This is a genomic window from Pontibacter virosus (genome assembly GCF_003096355.1).
GTDB lineage: Bacteria > Bacteroidota > Bacteroidia > Cytophagales > Hymenobacteraceae > Pontibacter > Pontibacter virosus.
Genome location: NZ_QEKI01000022.1, coordinates 12572 through 33304, shown reverse-complemented (window position 1 = coordinate 33304; position 20733 = coordinate 12572). Strand labels below are relative to the sequence as shown.

General features: G+C 52.7%; 12 protein-coding genes. 9 read left to right on the top strand and 3 right to left on the bottom strand.

The annotated features are described in order from the left end of the window. The first annotated feature begins 2 nt into the window (after nucleotides 1-2). From C8E01_RS20485 to C8E01_RS20445, 9 genes are all read left to right on the top strand, one after another. Nucleotides 3-215 carry a twin-arginine translocase TatA/TatE family subunit gene (locus tag C8E01_RS20485; protein ID WP_007654420.1) on the top strand — a complete coding sequence of 71 codons (213 nt, stop codon included), beginning with the start codon at nucleotides 3-5 and terminating at the stop codon, nucleotides 213-215. 1 nt (nucleotide 216) lies between these two features. Continuing rightward, a complete protein-coding gene (gene gatA / locus C8E01_RS20480; protein ID WP_116545322.1) occupies nucleotides 217-1653 on the top strand; it encodes an Asp-tRNA(Asn)/Glu-tRNA(Gln) amidotransferase subunit GatA in 1437 nt (478 codons plus the stop codon). 6 nt (nucleotides 1654-1659) lie between these two features. Beyond that, nucleotides 1660-3165, top strand: a complete 1506-nt coding sequence (locus C8E01_RS20475) for a lytic transglycosylase domain-containing protein (RefSeq protein WP_116545321.1) — start codon at nucleotides 1660-1662, stop codon at nucleotides 3163-3165. A gap of 297 nt (nucleotides 3166-3462) precedes the next feature. Further along, nucleotides 3463-5736: an NADP-dependent malic enzyme gene (locus tag C8E01_RS20470; protein WP_207774928.1), complete on the top strand. Its 2274-nt coding sequence runs from the start codon at nucleotides 3463-3465 to the stop codon at nucleotides 5734-5736. After that, on the top strand, nucleotides 5737-6330 hold the full coding sequence (ruvA, locus tag C8E01_RS20465) for a Holliday junction branch migration protein RuvA (RefSeq protein WP_116545320.1): 594 nt from the start codon (nucleotides 5737-5739) through the stop codon (nucleotides 6328-6330). Nucleotides 6331-6402: 72 nt separating this feature from the next. After that, nucleotides 6403-13533, top strand: coding sequence for a T9SS outer membrane translocon Sov/SprA (gene sov / locus C8E01_RS20460; protein ID WP_116545347.1), 7131 nt, complete (start codon nucleotides 6403-6405; stop codon nucleotides 13531-13533). 59 nt (nucleotides 13534-13592) lie between these two features. Beyond that, the gene (gene gcvH, locus C8E01_RS20455) at nucleotides 13593-13973 is read left to right on the top strand and encodes a glycine cleavage system protein GcvH (RefSeq protein WP_116545319.1); all 381 of its coding nucleotides are present in this window, start codon (nucleotides 13593-13595) and stop codon (nucleotides 13971-13973) included. Between the two features lie 22 nt (nucleotides 13974-13995). Beyond that, nucleotides 13996-14370 (top strand): VanZ family protein, encoded by a 375-nt coding sequence (locus C8E01_RS20450; RefSeq protein WP_243409735.1) that lies wholly within the window; start codon nucleotides 13996-13998, stop codon nucleotides 14368-14370. Between the two features lie 165 nt (nucleotides 14371-14535). Beyond that, entirely contained in the window at nucleotides 14536-17178 is a 2643-nt protein-coding gene (locus tag C8E01_RS20445; RefSeq protein WP_165820701.1) for a S8 family serine peptidase, read from the top strand. A gap of 183 nt (nucleotides 17179-17361) precedes the next feature. On the opposite strand, the gene C8E01_RS20440 is transcribed toward C8E01_RS20445, so the two are convergent. The 3 genes from C8E01_RS20440 to C8E01_RS20430 all read right to left on the bottom strand — a co-directional run bounded on the left by C8E01_RS20440 (nucleotide 17362) and on the right by C8E01_RS20430 (nucleotide 20732). Continuing rightward, nucleotides 17362-18165 carry a M57 family metalloprotease gene (locus tag C8E01_RS20440; RefSeq protein WP_116545317.1) on the bottom strand — a complete coding sequence of 268 codons (804 nt, stop codon included), beginning with the start codon at nucleotides 18163-18165 and terminating at the stop codon, nucleotides 17362-17364. Nucleotides 18166-18537: 372 nt separating this feature from the next. Next, the gene (locus C8E01_RS20435; protein ID WP_116545316.1) at nucleotides 18538-19419 is read right to left on the bottom strand and encodes a YicC/YloC family endoribonuclease; all 882 of its coding nucleotides are present in this window, start codon (nucleotides 19417-19419) and stop codon (nucleotides 18538-18540) included. 161 nt (nucleotides 19420-19580) lie between these two features. Next, nucleotides 19581-20732 carry a serine hydrolase domain-containing protein gene (locus C8E01_RS20430; RefSeq protein ID WP_116545315.1) on the bottom strand — a complete coding sequence of 384 codons (1152 nt, stop codon included), beginning with the start codon at nucleotides 20730-20732 and terminating at the stop codon, nucleotides 19581-19583. Nucleotide 20733: the final 1 nt, after the last annotated feature.

Sequence of the window (20733 nt, the reverse complement as noted above, 5' to 3'; positions counted from 1 at the left end):
TTATGATACTTAGTGCAATTCTCCTCTTCCTGGCAGACCTGGGAGGAGGAGAAATTCTTGTTGTACTAACCGCAGTACTCCTGCTTTTTGGCGCCGATAAACTCCCAGGCATGGCACGTTCTGCCGGTCGCGGTCTTCGCAGCTTTAACGATGCCAAAAATGAAATCCAGAACGAGCTCGAACGCTCCATCAAGGACATAAAAAAGCCTGAATAGTTTGAAACCATACCACTCACTTCGTGACATTCGCAGCGACATTGCCAACGGGCAAGTTTCGTGCAGACAGTTAGTAGCGCACTACCTTCAGAATATAAAGCAGAAGCCTGAGCTAAACGCTTTCCTTGAAATTTTCGAGGAGGAAGCATTTGCCCAGGCTGATGCCGTAGACAAGAAACTCGCTTCAGGTCATGCCGGCAAGCTGGCAGGTATGGTGATCGGCCTTAAAGACGTGCTGGCTTACGAAGGCCACGCCCTGCAAGCCTCCAGCCAGATACTGAACGGCTTCAAGTCGCTCTATACCGCTACGGCTGTGCAGCGCCTGCTTGCTGAAGACGCTATTATCATCGGTCGCCAGAACTGTGACGAATTTGCCATGGGGGCTTCTAACGAGAACTCTTCCTTCGGACCCGTGCTCAATGCCGATGATACGTCCCGTGTACCGGGTGGCTCGTCTGGTGGTTCAGCTGTAGCCGTGCAGGCTGACCTGTGCCTGGCTTCGATCGGTTCCGACACGGGTGGCTCTGTTCGTCAGCCTGCCTCTTTCTGTGGCGTGGTTGGCCTTAAGCCTACCTATTCACGCATCTCCCGCTATGGTTTGATCGCCTATGCCTCTTCTTTCGATCAGATCGGTATTATCTCAAAAAGCGTAGAAGACGCGGCCCTGCTGCTGGAAGTAATGGCGGGCAGCGACGAGTATGACAGCACGGTAAGCCACCGCCCGGTGCCTGCTTACAGCCAAATGCTGCAGACAGACAAAAAATATAAAATTGGTTATATCCGGGACTGCTTCGAGAGCGAAGGTCTGGACACCCAGGTGAAAGAAACCCTCCTGGGCGTGAAAGATATGCTGCAGGAAGCAGGTCATCAGCTGGAGGCTGTGGAGTTTCCATACCTGGACTTCATGGTGCCAACTTACTACATCCTCACCACTGCAGAGGCTAGCTCTAACCTGGGCCGCTTCGATGGGGTGAAGTATGGCTACCGCAGCGAGAATGCCACTGATCTTACATCTCTTTACAAAAAAACACGTGCCGAGGGCTTTGGTCCGGAGGTACAGCGCCGTATCATGCTGGGCACTTTTGTGCTGAGCGCCGACTACTACGATGCCTACTACACCAAAGCACAGCGCGTGCGACGTCTTATAAAAGAAAAGACGGACGAGTTGCTGCAAAATTATGATTTTCTTATATTGCCTACCGCTCCGACTACGGCCTTCAGGCTAGAGGAGAATACGGCGAATCCGTTGGCCATGTATCTGGCCGACATCTTTACGGTTCAGGCCTCGCTTGCTGGTGTTCCTGCCATTTCTATTCCGGCAGGACGCGATGCGAATGGCCTTTCCATCGGGTTGCAACTAATGACCCGCTCATTTGAAGAGCCGCAACTGCTGGCTTTCTCAAATTACATACTGGACAAGCTAACCGTTGAAGCATAAATTATAATGACGCAGTTTAGACTCTTTACAGTACTTGCAGCACTGGTTGGAAGTATATGGGCTTCTCATGCCCACGCTTCTGACTACACGATCAGGTTCGAAAGGCACACAGCAGAGGATTCTTTAAAGAAACCACAGGCAGATACCACTTTCCTTTCAGAAGAGGAATTAGCGCTGCTTGTGGAGTATATCCCTTATGAGCCCGACGAGGTGATACAGGACAGGCTGAGTTGTATAGAGTCTGACATCCCCCTGGTGTTCAACAAATCCGTGCGCAACCACATCGATTACTTCACTGTTCGTAACAGAAAGTATACGCGCACGATGATCTCCCGCGAAAATGTGTATTTCCCGATCTACGAGAAGTATCTCAAGAAATACAACATGCCGCAGGACATCAAGTACCTCTCCATTGTAGAGTCTGGCCTGAACCCGAAAGCCGCCTCATGGGCTGGCGCGGTTGGCCCCTGGCAGTTCATCAAGTCGACTGGCAAAGAGTACGGCTTGAACCAGGACCAGTACATTGACGAGCGCATGGACATAGAGAAATCTACGGATGCGGCGATGCGCTTTTTGAGCAGGCTGTACCGCACATTTGGCGACTGGGAACTGGCTATGGCTGCCTACAACTGCGGACAGGGCAACGTGAACAAAGCGATCCGCAGAGCTGGTGGCGGCAAAAAGACGTTCTGGGAAATTTACCCCTACCTGCCAAGAGAAACCCGCAACTATATACCATCTATGACGGCGGTGATCTATGCGATGAAGTATGCGCCGGAGCATAACATTTTCTCTGACTCTGTCCTTTACGCGGCTGATTATACCCATCTGAATGTGAATCAGGCGCTGGATCTGGAAAAGCTGGCCGCTGAATTACACATTGATACGCTGGCTTTACTGGCTTTGAACCCAGAGATCAAACAAACGAAGCTACCTGCCACCATTCGCAACTATAAATTGCGCGTTCCGGCTCAGGCTGCCGAACTGCTGGCTGCAGAACAGAGCTGTATTTTACTCGCCGCCGCCCCTACGCCTCCTCCTGCTAAACAGACCACACCAACTGAAGCGCCCGTTATGCTGGCTTCTGCCACACAGGAGACAGCAAAAGACAGCCTGGTGCAAAAAGCCTATACCGTGCAACGCGGTGACAACCTGTTTGGCATTGCCCGCAAGTTCGGGGTGAGTATTAACGAAATAAAGGAGTGGAACAACCTGACAGGCTCCGATATCAGGGTACAAGACAAACTTCTTGTTTGGCAGCCTGCACCGGAAGCGGCCCCTGTGCTGTTGGCATCGGCAGGAAACAGCACGAAAAAGATAGCCAACACGCCGGCTAAAGCCAAGCCAACGCAAAGCAAGGCCCAGCCAGAGCGCGTATACCATGTGCAACCAGGCGATACGCTCTGGACTATCTCCCAGCGTCACGAAGGGGTGACAGTGGAGAAGATAAAGAAGCTGAACAAACTCAAAAACAGCGCGATCAAACCGGGACAGCAGCTCATTCTTAGCTAAGCTAACAGGTATAGATCTAACGAAACACTCTTCTAACGGAAGGGTGTTTCGTCGTTTATACCCTTCCTGTATTATCAGCTTATTACAGCATCAAACCGTACCTAATCCCAGAATCTTAACTCCCTGATAAAAAACTCAATATTCTGATAGATGAAGATTGTTCAGGGCGTATCTTTGTCGATTACGGCTTTGATAAACCATAAAATCTTAACAACTTGGCTTTATGCTTCTGCCCGGCGCAGGAGCTGCAAAGCGCAAGGGAACAACTAACACGAGACAACACCAATAACGCATACCATGATCAAAGTAAACAAAGAGGACGCACTTAACTACCACATGCAGGGACAGCCCGGCAAAATAGAAGTAGTGCCGACTAAAATGCTGAGCACCCAGCATGACCTGGCCCTGGCTTACTCTCCTGGAGTAGCCGAGCCCTGCAAAGAAATAGCCGCTGACAAAGAGAATGTTTATAAATATACCGCCAAGGGAAACCTGGTAGGGGTAATATCTAACGGAACCGCCGTACTCGGCCTTGGCAACATTGGTCCGGATGCATCAAAACCAGTAATGGAGGGCAAAGGCGTCCTTTTTAAGAAGTTCGCAGGTATAGACGTGTTCGATATTGAAATCGACTGCACTGACCCGGAAGAGTTCATCCGCATCGTGAAGTCGTTGGAGCCTACTTTCGGCGGCATTAACCTGGAAGACATCAAAGCACCGGAGAGTTTCAAGATAGAGAATGCCCTGAAGGAGCAGATGAATATTCCGCTCATGCACGACGACCAGCACGGTACGGCCATCATCTCTTCAGCGGCCCTGCTCAACGCGCTGGAATTGGCGGGCAAAAGAATAGACGAAATTCAGATCGTGATAAACGGCGCCGGCGCCGCTGCCATTGCCTGCACCAAGCTGTACGTGGCCCTGGGTGCCAAGCTCGATAACATCGTGATGTTCGATAAAGATGGTATCATCCGGCCTGAGCGCAACGACCTGGATATTTACAGAGCGCAGTTCGTAACCTTGCGCAAGATAACTACGCTGGAAGAAGCCATGAAAGGGGCCGACGTGTTCATCGGGCTCTCGGCTGCCAACGTACTGCCACCAGAGTTTGTCAAACTAATGGCAAACGACCCCATTATTTTCGCACTGGCCAACCCGGATCCTGAGATTCCTTATGCCGTAGCCATGGAAACCCGAGAGGACCTGATCATGGCAACCGGCCGCTCCGACCATCCGAACCAAGTGAACAACGTGTTGGGTTTTCCATACATTTTTAGAGGAGCCTTGGATGTGCGTGCTACTGAGATCAACGAGGCAATGAAACTGGCCGCCGTGCGCGCCCTGGCTGACCTGGCAAAGGAACCCGTTCCGGAAATGGTACACAAAGCCTATGGAGACAACACGATCTCATTCGGCCGTACCTACCTGATACCAAAGCCGCTCGATCCACGCCTGATCACCACGGTATCTCCGGCAGTGGCCAGGGCTGCCATGGAGAGCGGTGTGGCCAAGTACCCCATCACCAATTGGGAGGCTTACGAAACGGAACTGCAGGAACGCATCGGTATCGACCAGAAGCTGATGACACGGATTACGAACCAGGCGAAGAAAGATCCGAAGACGGTGGTGTTTGCGGAAGCGGACCACTACAAGATTCTGAAAGCGGCCCAGATCGTAAAAGAGCAACGCATTGCCAACCCGATTCTGCTGGGCAACAAAGCCAGAATCGCTGCTATCATAGAGGAAACCAACCTCGACCTGCACGACTGTGTGATCATCGACCCATACGAGGAAGAGCAAAAGCGCGAAGAGTTTGCCCAGCTTCTTTACAAAAAGCGCCAGCGCAAAGGCCTTACCTTGTTCGACAGCCGCCGCCAGATGCGCGACCGCAATTACTTCGGGGCCATGATGCTTGAAACAGGCGAAGCAGATGCGCTTATCTCAGGCCTCACCCGCGACTACTCCAAAACCATTCTCCCGTCTTTACAGATAATAGGGGTTGAGGAAGGTATAAACAAAGTGGCAGGTATGTACATCATCCTGAGCAAAAAAGAGCCTTACTTCTTTGCCGATACAACCGTAAACGTAAATCCGACTGCCGACGAGTTGGTGGACATCATTGGCCTGACTGCCCGTGCCGTTCGTTTCTTCGATACGGAGCCGCGTATGGCTGTGCTGTCGTACTCGAACTTTGGCTCCGTGCAGGGCGATATACCGAACAAGGGCGCTGAGGCTGTGCGCAAGGCGAAGCAGCGCTACCCGGACCTGCTCATAGACGGTGAGATGCAGGCGAACACGGCCATGAACAAGAACCTGCTGCGTGAGCACTATCCTTTCAGCGAATTGGCTGAAAAAGGAGCGAACACACTTATTTTCCCGACGCTTACATCAGGTAACATCGCCTATAAACTGCTACAGGAAATAGGTGGTGCTGAGGCAATTGGGCCGGTACTGATGGGTATGCGCAAGCCAGTGCACATTCTGCAGTTGGGCAGTTCTATCCGTGAAATCGTTAACATGGTGTCCATTGCTGTCGTAGATGCCCAAAACTATAATAATAAACATATATAGATGATCGCATACATTGACGGTAAGCTCGCTCTGAAAGATCCAACCTATGTCATTGTCGATGTCAATGGCATAGGTTATCAGATCAAAATCTCCCTGAACACGTACTCGTCACTGCCTGAGGGGGAGCGCTGCAAGCTGCATACCTACCTGCACATCAAAGAGGATGCCCATACCTTGTACGGGTTTACAACAGCCGCTGAGAAGGAGACTTTCCTGCTCCTGATCTCGATTTCAGGCGTCGGCCCTAACACGGGCCTGATGATTTTGTCGTCGCTATCGGTGGATGAAGTACAGCAGGCCATTGTGCGGGAAGACGTACGTACCATACAGCATGTGAAGGGAATTGGGGCTAAAACCGCGCAACGTATTATATTGGAATTAAAAGATAAAATAAAGAAAGATACCATGCTGGCTGGTAGCACAGCAGTTCCCGTTTCTGCACACAATACGTCACGCGCAGAAGCGTTATCAGCATTAGTTACACTAGGCTTTGCTAAGAACGTGGCAGAGAAAACGCTTGATGCCATCATCAAGCGGGAGGACAGAAGCCTGAGCGTAGAGGAACTTATAAAATTTGCCTTAAAGTCTTCTTAATCGGTAGAGCCCAACTTGATCTGGAAAAGTAAAAAAAACAGCCTGCTGTTTGCAACGGTTGCTGCTATCACTATGCTGGCATGGTGGTCGCAGGCCGGGGCATTGCGCTCACACAACAGGTATAGCACCCTTATTTTTTCAGATTTTTTCGTCCAGGATACCATTCCGCAGGACTCCGCCCGCCTGCAGCCCTACATCCCGAGCCGCCGCCCGACCTTTACGCCGAGCGACCGCCTCGGAAGTCCCCTTGGCACCCGCCCCAGTTCTTCTCCCCTGCTGCTTGGTCAGCCATCGAACATTGAGCTCGAAATACAGCTCGACGACAGTTTGCGGCAGTACAACATAAACGAGCGCATGGGCGAGTTGGACTACCGCCTGCCCTCTACCATGTCGTGGGAGGAATACTCACGCTATCAGCGCCAACAGGCCATCCGCGACTACTGGCGCAGCAAGTCAGCCGGTCTGGACGGCGAGAGCGTGGTGAGTGGCCGTCGCCTGGTGCCGAAGATCTACATCAGCCCGGTGTTTGACCGCGTGTTCGGGGGCAATTTTGTAGACATCCAGCCGAACGGTAACGTTAACCTGAAGTTCGGAGCCCGCTTTAACCGCAACGAAAACCCGTCTATACCGCTCCGTCAGCAGCGCACCGGCGACTTTGATTTTGACCAGAACATCTCGCTCAACCTGGTGGGTAAGATCGGCGAGAAAATGCGCCTTAACTTCAACTGGGACAACAACGCCAACTTCGAGTTTGAGAACAACATGAAGCTGGACTATACCGGCTTCGAGGAGGAAATCATCCGCAAGATAGAGGCTGGTAACGTGAGCTTGCCGCTAAATAACTCGTTGATCACAGGCGCACAGAATCTGTTCGGTATAAAAACACAGCTGCAGTTCGGTCGCCTGGGCGTTACTACGATTGCAGCCAACGTGCGTGGGCGCAACGACGAGGTGGTCATTCAGAACGGGGCCCAGAACAAGCCTTTTGAGATCCGGGCCGATAGCTATGACCGCGACCGCCACTTCTTCCTGTCGCAGTTCTTCCGGGGGCGCTACGACAAAACGCTGCAGAACCTGCCACTGGTGAACTCCGGCATCGTGATCCGCCGCCTGGAGCTGTACGTGACCAACAACAACCGCAGCACCGAAAACCTGCGCAACATGGTCGCTTACATGGACTTGGGTGAGGCCGATCCTTTTAGAAACCAGTTTGAGCGCAACCCACTGGCTCCGGCTGCCAATAATGCCAACGCACTGTATGGCCTGATCGCCAACAATCCGAGCGCCCGCAACAACGACCAGGTGGACTCATACCTGAACAGCCTGGGCCTGCAGAAAGCAATTGACTTTGAGCACGTGCGCGCACGCCGCCTCGACCCGCGCGAGTATAAGTTCAACCCGCAGCTGGGTTACATCTCCCTCACCACCGCGCTTCTGCCCGACCAGGTGCTGGGCGTGGCCTTCGAGTATACCTACAACGGCCAGACCTACAAGGTAGGTGAGTTGATGGAGGACTACCAGAACCTGCGCGACGACCAGGTAATCCACATGAAGTTGCTGAAGGCGACGAACCCGGCCTTGGAATACCCGACCTGGGACCTGATGATGAAGAACGTCTACAGCCTGGATGCCACGCAGGTGAACCGCCAGAACTTCCAGTTGCAGATCGTTTACAAAGATGATGAAACGGGCGTTGACATCACGAGCTTGAAAGAGTCGAGCCCGATCCAGAACATCCCGCTGATCGAGGTGCTCAACCTCGACAATGTTAACACGAACAACGACAAACCACGCGACGGCAACTTTGACTTCCTGGAAGGTATAACCATTGACCCCGAAACAGGGCGCATCATCTTTCCGGTGGTGGAACCCTTTGGCTCATACCTGGCCAGTCAATTCGAAGGGCGGCAGGACCTGATTGAACGCTATGTGTTCCAGGAACTCTACGAACAAACACAAACGGACGCGCAACAGAACACACTAAAAGCGAAATTCTATCTCAAAGGCCGTTTCCAGGCCAGTTCCACCGACGAAATCATGCTGCCGGGCTTCCGCATTGCCGAGGGCTCTGTAGCGGTATACTCCGGCGGCACACGCCTCGAGGAAGGCACCGACTACCAGGTGTTCTATGACCTCGGCCGCATCAAAATTTTGAACCCGAGCTACATTGCGTCGGCCAGCGACCTGCGCGTGACGTACGAAAAGGCCGAACTACTCAACATACAGCCCCGCACCCTGCTAGGCGCCCGCTTCGACTATCGCGTGAACAACGACCTGAATCTAGGTGGTACGGTGTTGCACCTGAACGAAAGGCCTTACATCAACCGCGTGAGCATCGGCGACGAGCCTACGAACAACACAATCTACGGCCTGGACGTGAACTTCAACCGCGAGTCACGCTTCCTGACGAAGATGACGGACATGATTCCGTTCATTCAAACCAAAGTGCCATCGAGCGTAACGTTCAGCGGGGAGTTTGCGCACCTGGTTCCTTCTGCCTCTGAGTCTCCGGTGAATGAAGACGGCACATCATACCTCGATGACTTCGAAGGTGCTGAAACACCCTTCAGCCTGGGCGGCTTTAACAACACCACCTGGCGATTGGCCGCCACTCCTGCCCCATTGGCGCAGGGACAAGGCTTAGAATATGCCTACAACCGTGCCCGCGTGGCTTGGTATACCATCGACCAGATCTTCTACCGCGACAGCGAAGGCCTGCGCCCGAGCAACATAAACGACGAGGAACTCAGCAACCATTACGTTCGTCCTGTACCAAGGTATGAAGTATTCCCGGGCCGTGATCGTGAGATTGCCAACGCCTACGAGTATACCTTCGACATGGCCTATTACCCACGTGAGCGCGGGCAGTACAACTACAACCCGAACCTGGACGCACAGGGCAGGTTGCAGAACGACCCGCGCAAAAACTGGGGCGGTATCAGCCGTGAGATTACGTTCGACACAGACTTCGACAATGCCAACGTGGAGTATGTGGAGTTTTGGCTGATGGATCCTTTCATGACAGGACCTAGGGGGCGAAAAGACGAAAACGGCAACCCAATAGCGAATAACGAGGGCGGTGAACTGGTAATCAACCTGGGTAACGTATCGGAGGATATCCTCAAAGACAACCGCTACTCGTTTGAGAACGGCTTACCAACCTCCGCTACCGATAACCAGAACTTACAGAATACGGAATGGGGCCGCGTGACCACGCAGCAGTTCCTGACCGATGCTTTTTCGGCTGTGCCAGGTGCCCGTGGTTTTCAGGATATTGGTCTGGATGGATTAGGTGACAACGCAGAGCGTGAATTCTTCCAGAACACTTTCCTGGGCCGTATACCTGGTGGAGCACCGCAGACCGTCCTTTCTGACCCTTCGGCCGACAACTTCCTGCACCACCTTGATGAGTCTTATGACCAGCAGAATGCCGGCATCCTGGAGCGTTACAAGCGCTTTAATGGTATGGAGGGCAACTCGCCGGAGCAGAGCCGCTTCTCTAACTATGCTTTCCCGGACAAGGAAGACCTGAACCGCGACAACGTGATCAGTGACCTGGAGCAGTACTACGAATACAAGATCAAACTGCAGCCGGGCGGTATGAGCGTGGGCGAGAACTATATCGTGGACAAGATTGTGGACACCAAGACCGGTGACAATGTAACCTGGTACCAGTTCCGGGTACCGGTGCGCCAGCCAACGGGTAATGTAGGGAACATCAATGGTTTCAAGTCGATCCGCTTCATGCGTATGTACATGACCGAGTTTGCCGATCCGGTGGTGCTCCGCTTTGTGCAGTTCCAGTTTGTGGCCAACCAGTGGCGTACCTTCCTGCAACCGATCACTGACGGCAACCCGTGCCTGAACTGCACCGACGATGCCCGTTCGTTTACAGTATCTACCGTGAACGTGGAGGAGAACGGCGAAACAGCACAAGACGAAACGATCATCCCTTATGTGATGCCGCCAGGTATAGAGCGCCTGCGCGATTATGCCGCCACCAACAATCGCCGTCAGAATGAGCAGGCGATGCAACTGTGCGTAGAGGACCTGAAAGACTCCTTCTCCAAGGCGGTTTATAAGAACCTGTCTATCGACATGCTGATCTACAAGCGCCTCAAGTTGTTTTTGCACGCTCAAACGCGCGACCCGAACACCCGCGACGATGATGTACAAGCCTTTGTGCGCATCGGCACGGACTACACCCAAAACTACTACGAGTACGTGGTGCCACTTAAAATCACCCCTCCCGGCACCACCAGCCGCGAAGGCATCTGGCTTGCTGAAAACGAGATTGACGTTGCCCTGGAGGATTTTGTAAATGCCAAAGTAGAGCGCAACAGAACCACTGGTGGCTGGGACAACCGCCGTCCTTTTGAGGTTATGCTCGAAGGTGGCAAAATGATTCGAGTGGTGGGTAACCCGGATTTCAGTGAGGTGCAAAGCGTGATGATCGGCTTGCGTAACCCGACCGTACCTGGCGAAGATGCCCGGCCGCAATCGGTTTGCGTGTGGGTGAACGAATTGCGCGTAACAGACTTTAGAAATAACTCAGGCTGGGCAGCCAACGCCCGCCTTAACACCAAACTGGCCGATTTCGCCAACGTCACGGCAACAGGCAGCTATACCACCATTGGTTTTGGATCGCTTCAGCAGAAAATTGCCCAGCGTGCCCGCGAGAATACAGCCGTATTTGACGTGAGCGCCAACATTGTGGCCGATAAGTTCCTGCCCGAAAAACTAGGTATAAAAGTGCCGGTATCGGTGCAGTACGGCACCATGAACAGTGCCCCGCAGTTTGACCCACTCGATAAGGACGTGCCGTTGGAGCAGTCGTTGACAAGGTATGAGACCAACGAAGCGCAAAGGGAGTACAGGCAAGAAGTGAGTACCCGGGAGACCCGAAAGAGCGTGAGTTTGCTGAATGTGCGGAAAGAACGGACGAATCCGGAGGCCAAGGTGCGCCCGTACGATGTGGAAAACCTGTCGTTCTCGTATTCCTATGCCGAGCGCCTGTTCACCAACATCGAAACGGACCGTGACTTCACAAGAACCTATACCGGGGCGGTGGCCTACACCTATACCAACACGCCACGCAATTACGAGTTCTTCGCCAAAAGCGAGCGCCTCAAGTCGCCGTACATGCGCCTGATCAAAGACCTGAATTTCACGCCGCTGCCAAGCCGATTCGCATTCCGCGCAGACCTCGACCGCAGGTATAACGAGACCTTCCTGCAGCGCCGCGACCCGGGTTCGGGTCTGATCACCTCCAGAGGTATAGAGCCTACCTTCCAGAAGTACTTCTTCTTCAACCGCATCTACGACCTCAAGTGGGACATCAGCAAGAGCCTCTCGCTGGACTACACCGCCACCAACCGTGCTGTAGTAGACGAGCCGGACTACCGCATCAACCGCGATGTGGACTCGCTGCGCTACAAAAACAAAGTGATCTGGGACAACCTGCGCAATTTTGGCCGTAACACAAACTACAACCAGTTGGTGGCTGCTAACTACAAGGTTCCGTTTGATAAATTCCCGCTTACGGACTGGCTAGGCGCAGAAACACGCTATGCCGTTACCTACATCTGGACGGCAGGCTCCACGGCCCTGAACCAGGATGCGTCTTTCCGTTTGGGTAATACCGCCGAGAACAACACCGAGTTCAGCGCAAATGGCCGTTTTGACATGGTGAAGCTTTACAACAAAGTGAAGTTCCTGAAAGAGGTGAACAGTCCGACGCAGCCGCAAGCCGGACCGCCGGTGCCTGCACCAGGCGACACGGTTGTGCAGAAGCGCTCTGAAATGAAGCTTGCCAAAGGACTGGCCCGCTTCCTGATGATGACCCGCTCAGTAAACTTCACCTACCTGCAGAATCAGGGCACCATGATGCCGGGCTACCTGCCGCGCACCCACATGCTTGGCTTTGACGATGGTTTCGATGCGCCTGGACTTCCGTTTATCCTTGGTCGTCAGTATGACCTGGATGAGCTTTATAACCGCGCCTTCACGAACGGTTGGTATACCGACAGCAGCCAGTACCTGAACACGCCGTTCAGCGGCATCAAAACTGAGACTTTCACGGCCAGGGCCAACATGGAGCCTTTCCGCAACTTTAACCTGCAGCTCGATGCCCGCCGTAACATATCGGAGATCGAGGAGGTGTTCTACCGCAAGCAGTTTGATGACTTCGGCAACATCGGGACAGTCAATGAGCGCCAGAATCCGATCAACACCGGTTCGTTCAGCACATCCTTCTTTGCGCTGGGCACCATTTTCGAGCCTACTGCTGACGGAACCTCGGCTGCATTCGACAACTTTATCCGTAACCGCTACGAGATACGCGAGCGCCTCACCAACGCCAATGCCGCGGCCGGCGACTCAGGCTATACCCTGAACTCGCAGGATGTGCTCCTGCAATCGTTCGTGTACGCTTACCAGGGGCGCGACGCCAGCGGTTTCCAGGCCAAAGGCGGCAACCCTGTTAAACGTCTGCCTATACCTAACTGGCGCATCGACTACAACGGCCTGTCGCAGCTGGAGTTCTTTAAACGTTGGTTCAGCCAGGTAAACCTGACGCACTCCTACAACTCGACCTATAACGTGACGAGCTTTACAACCTCGCTGGCTTACGAAAACAACCCGGGCGACTACCCGACCCGCACCAACGAGTTTGGGCAGCTGATTCCGTACTATATCTTAAACCAGCTCACAGTGCAGGAGCGACTGGAACTGCTGGGCGTGAACTTCAGAACCAACACAAACCTAACCGGACGCCTCGGGTATAGAATAGAGCGCAACTTGTCACTCAACTTGACAAATGCACAGGTAACCGAAACCAACGTGAAAGACTATACCTTCGGATTTGGGTATAGCACCACCAATTTCCGTATACCTCTCCGGATAGGCGGGGAGCGGCGCACGCTGGAGAACGAGCTGACCATGCGCATGGACATGTCGGTGCGAGACAACCAAACCGTGCAGCGGGCCATTGCGCAGGACGAGCAGGGCAACGAGATAAGCCAGAACCAGATCACCAACGGCACCCGCCAGCTGCAACTGCGCCCAACCGTGGATTATGTGTTGAGCCAGCGTGTGAACATACAGTTTTACCTGCTGCGCACCGTGTCTGACCCTAAAATATCTACTTCATTCCGTAACAGTGTGTCGGAAGGTGGGGTACAGCTACGTGTTAGTCTGCAATAATTTTTAGCATTGCGAAAAAGACTGTATTTTTGGACATCATTTAACCCAAAGCAATAGATATGAATTTACCTGACAACCTAAAGTATACCAAAGACCATGAGTGGGTGCGCATAGAAGGAGACGTAGCCTACATCGGCATTACAGACTTCGCACAAAGCGAACTGGGCGACATCGTGTATGTTGACATCGACACCGTGGACAAAGAAGTTAGCCAGAACGATGTATTTGGTACAGTAGAGGCAGTGAAGACTGTGTCTGATCTGTTCAGCCCACTAAGCGGCACCGTGCAGGAGTTCAACGAGAAGCTGGATGGCAGCCCTGAGCTGGTAAACTCTGATCCTTACGGCGACGGATGGATTATCAAAATGTCTATTAGCGACGCGAGCGAAGTAGAAGGCCTGTTGACGGCTGAAGGTTACCGTGAAGTAATCGGTCAGTAATTTTGCAAGTATAGAAGCAGGTTTGATTCTACGGTATAATTTCTTTACCATCATTTGGGCAGCAGTGATCATGGTTTTGACGCTGCTGCCCTCCTCTTCTATGCCCTCCCTTTCTATCTGGGAGATCTTCTCTTTTGATTCGTTTGCGCACGCTTTCATGTTTGCCGTGCTCACGTACCTGATGGTGGTGGGCCTGAAAAAGCAGCATACCTTTATGCGTGTGCAACTCTATGCCATGCGCACGGCTTTTTTTGTGAGCTCCATGTTCGGCATCGCGATCGAGCTGTTGCAGCACTTTTTCATACCCGGCCGCCAGGGCGACATGGTAGATGTAATGAGTAACACCATTGGCTGTATACTGGGCATCCTGCTCTTTAAGTGGATCTACAAGATGTAGTGCCCCAGAGAAAAACCCTCCAACAAATCTTCTTGTTTAGACATAGGTATAGTTCTGATTTTCAGCAGATCGTGCCTTATTAGCTATTGCCTATATGGTGGCTATTGATTAGCTTTAATGCTATTCTGTGCAATAGAAACTGAGCTTTACACGTACGTCCGCTCTATGCCACCACGCTACAAACTTAAACAGACATTTTGGATACCTGTGCTTTGCCTGCTGACCCTGCTCCCGCTCCAATCGCAGGCACAACAAGCCCCACTTCCACAACAGGTAATCCGCAAGCTGGCGCCTCACCTCCAGCAATTCCGCCAGACCACTCCTCCTGCATCGTACCGCATACAGGTATCCAGCAAAAAAGCATTCTATACCTGGTTGCAACAGCAACAACTAAATGCCACCGTGAGGGAGTCTGACCAACACTCCAATACGCTACTGATAACCGGCATCAAGCCAGCGCAACTGCTGCAATTGGCTGCTTCGCCGGAAGTGTTGTATGTAGACAAGCCCAACCGCCGTGCCGTGGAGGAACTGGAGCTGAAAGACACTGATTATGTAGTGAACAATATCTATGCTGCACAAGCGGCCTTTCGGGATATTGCCGGACAAGGTATGGCGGTGTCAGTAAAAGAGTCTGCCTTCGACCCTGCCGATATTGACCTGCAGGGCCGTGTCATCAACCCGCAATCTGTGACGGGCAACCGCAGTCCGCATGCCACGACCATGGCCACCCTGATCGCCGGTGCCGGCAATACGGGACCGAATGGCATCGGTGTGACGCAGCATGCCCTTGTTGCCCACTCCAGCTTCGAAGAATTGTTCCCTGATAACAGCGAAGCCCTGTTGAGCCAAGGTATAAGCGTGCAGAACCACTCCTATGGCGTAGGCGTTGAGAATTACTACGGACTGGAAGCCCAGGCTTATGATCAACAAAGCTACCAGCATCCTGGGTTGCTTCATGTGTTTTCATCTGGCAACAGCGGTGACAAAGCCGAGACAAGCGGCACCTATGCCAATCTGCCAGGTATAGCCAACCTCACCGGACAGTTCAAGATTTCTAAAAACACGCTGAGCGTAGGGGCGCTGGACCCGGATGGGCAGGTAGGCGTACGCAGTTCCAGAGGTCCGGCTTACGACGGCCGCATTAAACCGGAGCTGGTGGCGCATGGGGCTGCAGGCACTTCAGAATCGGCGGCGATGGTTTCAGGTATAGCCCTGCTGGTGCAACAGCTTTACAAAGCACAACACGGCGCTCTTCCGCCGGCCTCGCTGGTAAAAGCAGCCTTGATCAACAGTGCAGAAGATACAGGCAAACCCGGTCCTGATTTCTCGTCTGGTTATGGCAATGCTGACGCTCTTGGTGCACTTCGAAGTATACAAGCGCAGCGCTTTAAACTGGATGCAGTGGCAGCAGGTCAATCAAGCACTTTTCAAGTGATCGTGCCCGCAGGCATACAGCGCCTGAAAGCCACTTTGGTTTGGCATGACCCTGAAGCGGAGCCCAACGCCGAGCAGGCGCTCGTCAATGATCTGGATCTGGTATTGCGCCATACATCTTCTGGTAAGAGTTGGCAACCCTGGGTCCTGAGCACTTTCCCTCACCCCGACTCCCTGCAACAGCCCGCCCGCCGCAGGCCGGACCGCCTGAACAACGTAGAGCAGATCACGATTGAAGCGCCGGCAGCCGGCACCTATACCTTGCAGGTATCGGGTTTCCGTGTGCCAAAGGGAGTGCAGGAGTTCAGTCTGGTGTATGAATTGGAGCAAGGCATGGAATGGCTATACCCTGTGGCTACCTCTACGTTGGTACCCGGGCAGGCTAATCGACTTGCCTGGCACGCTGGCACAAGTGCGGGGGCGGCCACGCTGCAGTACCGTCTGCATGGTTCCGATACCTGGCACACCATAGCCGAAGGTATAGACCTGAGCCAGGGTAGCTATACCTGGCAAACACCAGACACCGTGGCTCGGGCACAACTACGCCTGCTTCGTGAAGGTATAGCCTTGCAAACAGAAGCGTTCATTCTGGCTAGACCTGCGGATGTGCGGATCGGTTTTAACTGCGAGGAACAGGTAATGCTGCATTGGGCTAAGCAACCTAATGCGCAGGAGTATCAGTTATTCCAGTTAGGTGCCACGCATCTGGAGCCCCTCCTCCAAACGGCTGATACCCTTGCTATGATAAACCGAAGCGCACTACAGGGCACCTACCTGGCAGTGGCACCTGTCATTCAAGGATCTCAAGCCTCCTATGGTCGCAGTATATCTGTTCAGGCTGAAACATCGCCCTGCTACATCAGCAGTTTTCAGCCACAACAGTTGGTGACACCCGACATGGCCCGTTTCTCTTTGAGCCTCAGCACCACGTACCAGTTGGCAAACGTACGCCTGGAACGGCTGGACAATGGCAATTTTAAGACAGTACACACCGGCACTCCTTCATCCAGCCTGCAGTATCAGCTCATCGACAAAGCCCCTATACCTGGCCGGAATGTGTACCGCGCGAGCTTGACCACTGGGGATGGCAAGACAATCTACAGCCAGGAGGAAACGGTGATCTATACCCCGCAAAACTTTGTGCAGGCATACCCTAACCCGGTAGCGACTGGCGAAACTGTATTTGTAGCCGTAGAAAGCGAGACGGTGCAGGTGCAGGTCATAGACCGTCTGGGCAGGCCGGTGCGGGAATCGCAGGAAACAGGCATGCTGAAGGAACTACAGACCAAAGGCCTCCTGCCCGGGCTCTACATTCTCCGGCTGACCACAGAGAAGGGAGCTGTACTTTCAAGCAAAATGGTAGTTCAGTAAAGCCCTATACCCTCCATTGTCAGGTATAGGCCGGCCTTGGTATTACTACGCCTCTTCATTTCGAGCCGCCTATACCTATACCTATACCTATACCTATACCTATCCTGAACTGCATCATCAGGAACAAAAAAAGGCACAGCCCCTCTGGAGGGACTGTGCCTTTTTGTAGCATGAAGAACCGAACTACTGGTATAGGTACCTTAGGGCTGTTCTGTCGTTAGAGTTGAAGTAACGGTTCACGCCAGAGCCGATGCAGGCCAGCATCCAGGAGTTCGGGTCGGCGCCGGTTGGCGTGCCTGGGATGTGCACCGCACCTACCGTAGAGGCACCTTCGTTGTAGTACGAACCACCGCAGCTATACGCTCTGTTCATGTAGTCGGTGTGGCGGAAGCCGATGGTGTGACCGATCTCGTGCGCCAGGATCGTGGCCAGGTAGTTGGTGCCCGGGTTAGTGCCCAGGTAGTCTGAGTTCACCTTTACGGAGTTATAAGGGTTTCCACCGGACGGGAAGCCGGCAGAGGCCAGATAAGAAGAACCGCTTGGCGCCTTCGACACCAAGATGTTGTAGCCGGAAGACACGCGGCGGAACTTGAGGCGCAGGTTCTCGGCGTTGAAACGGCGGATGGCCTCGTCCAGTGCTGTTACATAGGAAGAAGGAAGGCTGGTGGTGATGGCCACATTAATGGTGCGGCTGGTGCCCACGCTCACCAGGTTGTTGGTGCGGTACTGCTCCTCCTCACCCACGCGCAGGGCCGTGGTTTCCGGAGAGCTTTGCAAATCGCTCTCAGAGAAGAAGATATCACCTTCCACAATGTAGCCACCCTCGGTGCGTTGCACATTGTCTGTGTTGAAACCCATCTCCGAGATTTTAGCCATCGCAAGGGGTGAGATCTCGTTGGCTGTTACATCGGCCTCTTCTTTCTGGCAAGAGGAGAAACTGAATACGGCCGCAAGGGCCAGGAGCGAAAGTAAACGTGTTGTTTTCATTAAAATATATTTTTATAGTTAAACATGAACGAAATATATAAGAAAGAAACACACTAAACAACCCTCAGAAATTACTGAAAATCAGCGTTTTAACAGCATACCTGGGTCTAAAAAAAGGTTTCGAACATAATAAATATAAAATATAACTTATATAAGAATTTAAGAATACTTATGAAACTGGGTTGCAATAACACAGAGTACCTGCAGCTGAAAAAAAAATTGAAAAAAGTGAAAAAATTTTAAGCACGATTCTCTTTTCTCATACATGTTAAAACATCGGTCCCTGAAAAAGCGACGTCCCAACGTATGGTCACAAAAAAAGCAGCTACCCGGGAGGGCAGCTGCTTTAGGTAAACCTAGTAGCAGGCGCTACTACAGAATGTTATTGATCTGTTCTTTGATCTTCTCCAGTTCTTCTTTCATCTCCACCACATGGTGCTGTATGGCCGCATCGTTGGCTTTGGAACCGATCGTGTTAATCTCCCGGCCGATCTCCTGCGAGATGAAACCCAGCTTTTTGCCAGTTGGCTCCGGCAGGTATACCGTTTCGGTGAAGTAGTGCAGGTGGTTGATCAGTCGAACTTTTTCCTCCGCAATATCAAGCTTCTCCATATAGTAGATCATCTCCTGTTCGTAGCGGTTCTGGTCGTAGTGATCGGAGGTTGATATTTCGGTGATGTGATTTTTGATGCGGTTACGGATATGATCCATGCGCACCGGGTCCTGCTTCTCCACTTCGGCCAGCAGTATCCGGATACGATCGATGTAAGACATGATCTCAGCAGTAAGCGCCTTTCCTTCGTCGGCCCGGAATGAGTTGATGCTCTCGATTGCCTGCTGTACCAATGGTTGCACGGCTTCCCAGTCAGCTTCTCCCTCTTCGTCATCACCCTGCTCCTGCTGCAGCACATCGGGCATGTGCAGTGCCAACCGGAAGAGGTCAGTCTTGGAACCCCCTACCATGTCGGCGGCGGCATTTAACTCTTCGTAGTAGGCTTTCAGCAATTCCTTGTTGATGTTGCTCTTGGCTTTCTGGGCTTTGTTCTTTGAATAGTCAACACAGATGCTCACTTTGCCTCGCACAAGCGCTTTTGTCAGCATGGTACGGATTTCGTACTCACGCTCCGACAAAAAGCGGGGCAGACGCACAGTCAGGTCCATGCTTTTGGAGTTAAGCGATCTGATTTCGACGTTAATGGAATACTGGTCAGTATCGAGGCGGGCACTGCCATAGCCTGTCATGGACTGCAACATAGGCACTATAATGTATGATGTTTTGGCAAATTAGCTATAATTCCTCACTTATACGCAGCCGTGAGGCCAAAAGCTAGAAACCAGACCGCGAGTAGCTCCACGGTATGACAGCGCGGATGAAGGTATATACCCTCTATTTTATTTTGGCAGCATCTTTATACCTAAGGCACCATTCGGTTAAGGGCATCAATCATCGCCATAACCTCCGCAGGATGGCTGTCGATGCGCTCGCCCCGCTTTTTGCCGAGCCGCACGATCACAAGTTCTTTCTCAGGTATGACAATAATGTACTGGCCCAGTATACCGCGCGCGTAGAAAACGGATTGGCCTTTGTAGTCCGGCAATAGCCACCATTGGTAGCCATAGTGCGTGGTGGGTTTGCCTGTGTTCGCATCGGTCAGGCCGCTTGGGTTAATTGAAGCCTGCACGTACTCCGGCGCCAACAGTGTGTCTCCCTGCCAAACACCCTTTTGCAGGTATAGCTGCCCGATACGGGCAAAGTCACGGGCATTGGAGAAGAAGCAGCAGTAGGCCTTCTCATTACCAAGTGGATGGTCGATGCTCCACTCAGCCTTCTGCTCGGCTCCGAGCGGACGCCACAGTTTCTCTTCGGCATAATCAGCCAGGTTCTGTCCGGTGGCCGCTTCCAGCACGAAAGCCAGTATCTGGGTATCGCCGCTTTTGTACGAAAAGGCCTGCCCCGGCTCCTCCACGGCCTCCAGCTTTCGGATCACCTTTTTCAGGTCAGACCCATAGTAGGCTTCTGTCGTGACAGAAAGTGGATTGGCATACGATTCATCCCAGTTCAGACCGGAACTCATCCAGAGCAAGTGCCGGAGTGTGATCTTTGCTTTATCACCCTCTTTGAAGGCGGGCAAGAAATCTCCTACCGGCTGGTCTATGCTTTGGATTGCCCCTTCCTGCACGGCTATACCTACCAGGATACTGACAATGCTTTTGGCTACCGAAAACGAATTGCTTAGCGACTCTTCTGAATAGCCATCCCAGTACTGCTCATGCAGCAGCGAGTCGCGGTGTACGACCACGAAGGCGACTGACTCCAATTGTTCGTGGAGTTCCTGCAACTCCTGCGGCAGGGAAAGTTGGTTGTACTTGGTGGCAAGTGGCCAGGGTTGTGGCTCGTCGGCCGCCTCTATCTTGCGCTGGTGAAAGATCAGGTTGTCGTCAATATCAGCGAAGTTATGGTACAGGGCTTTGTACACATAGTTTTTATCGGCCATGTGCAGCCAGGCGGCAGCCAGCCCGATCACCAGAATAAAGCCAATACCAAAGCGTTTGGTTTTCCGGTTCATG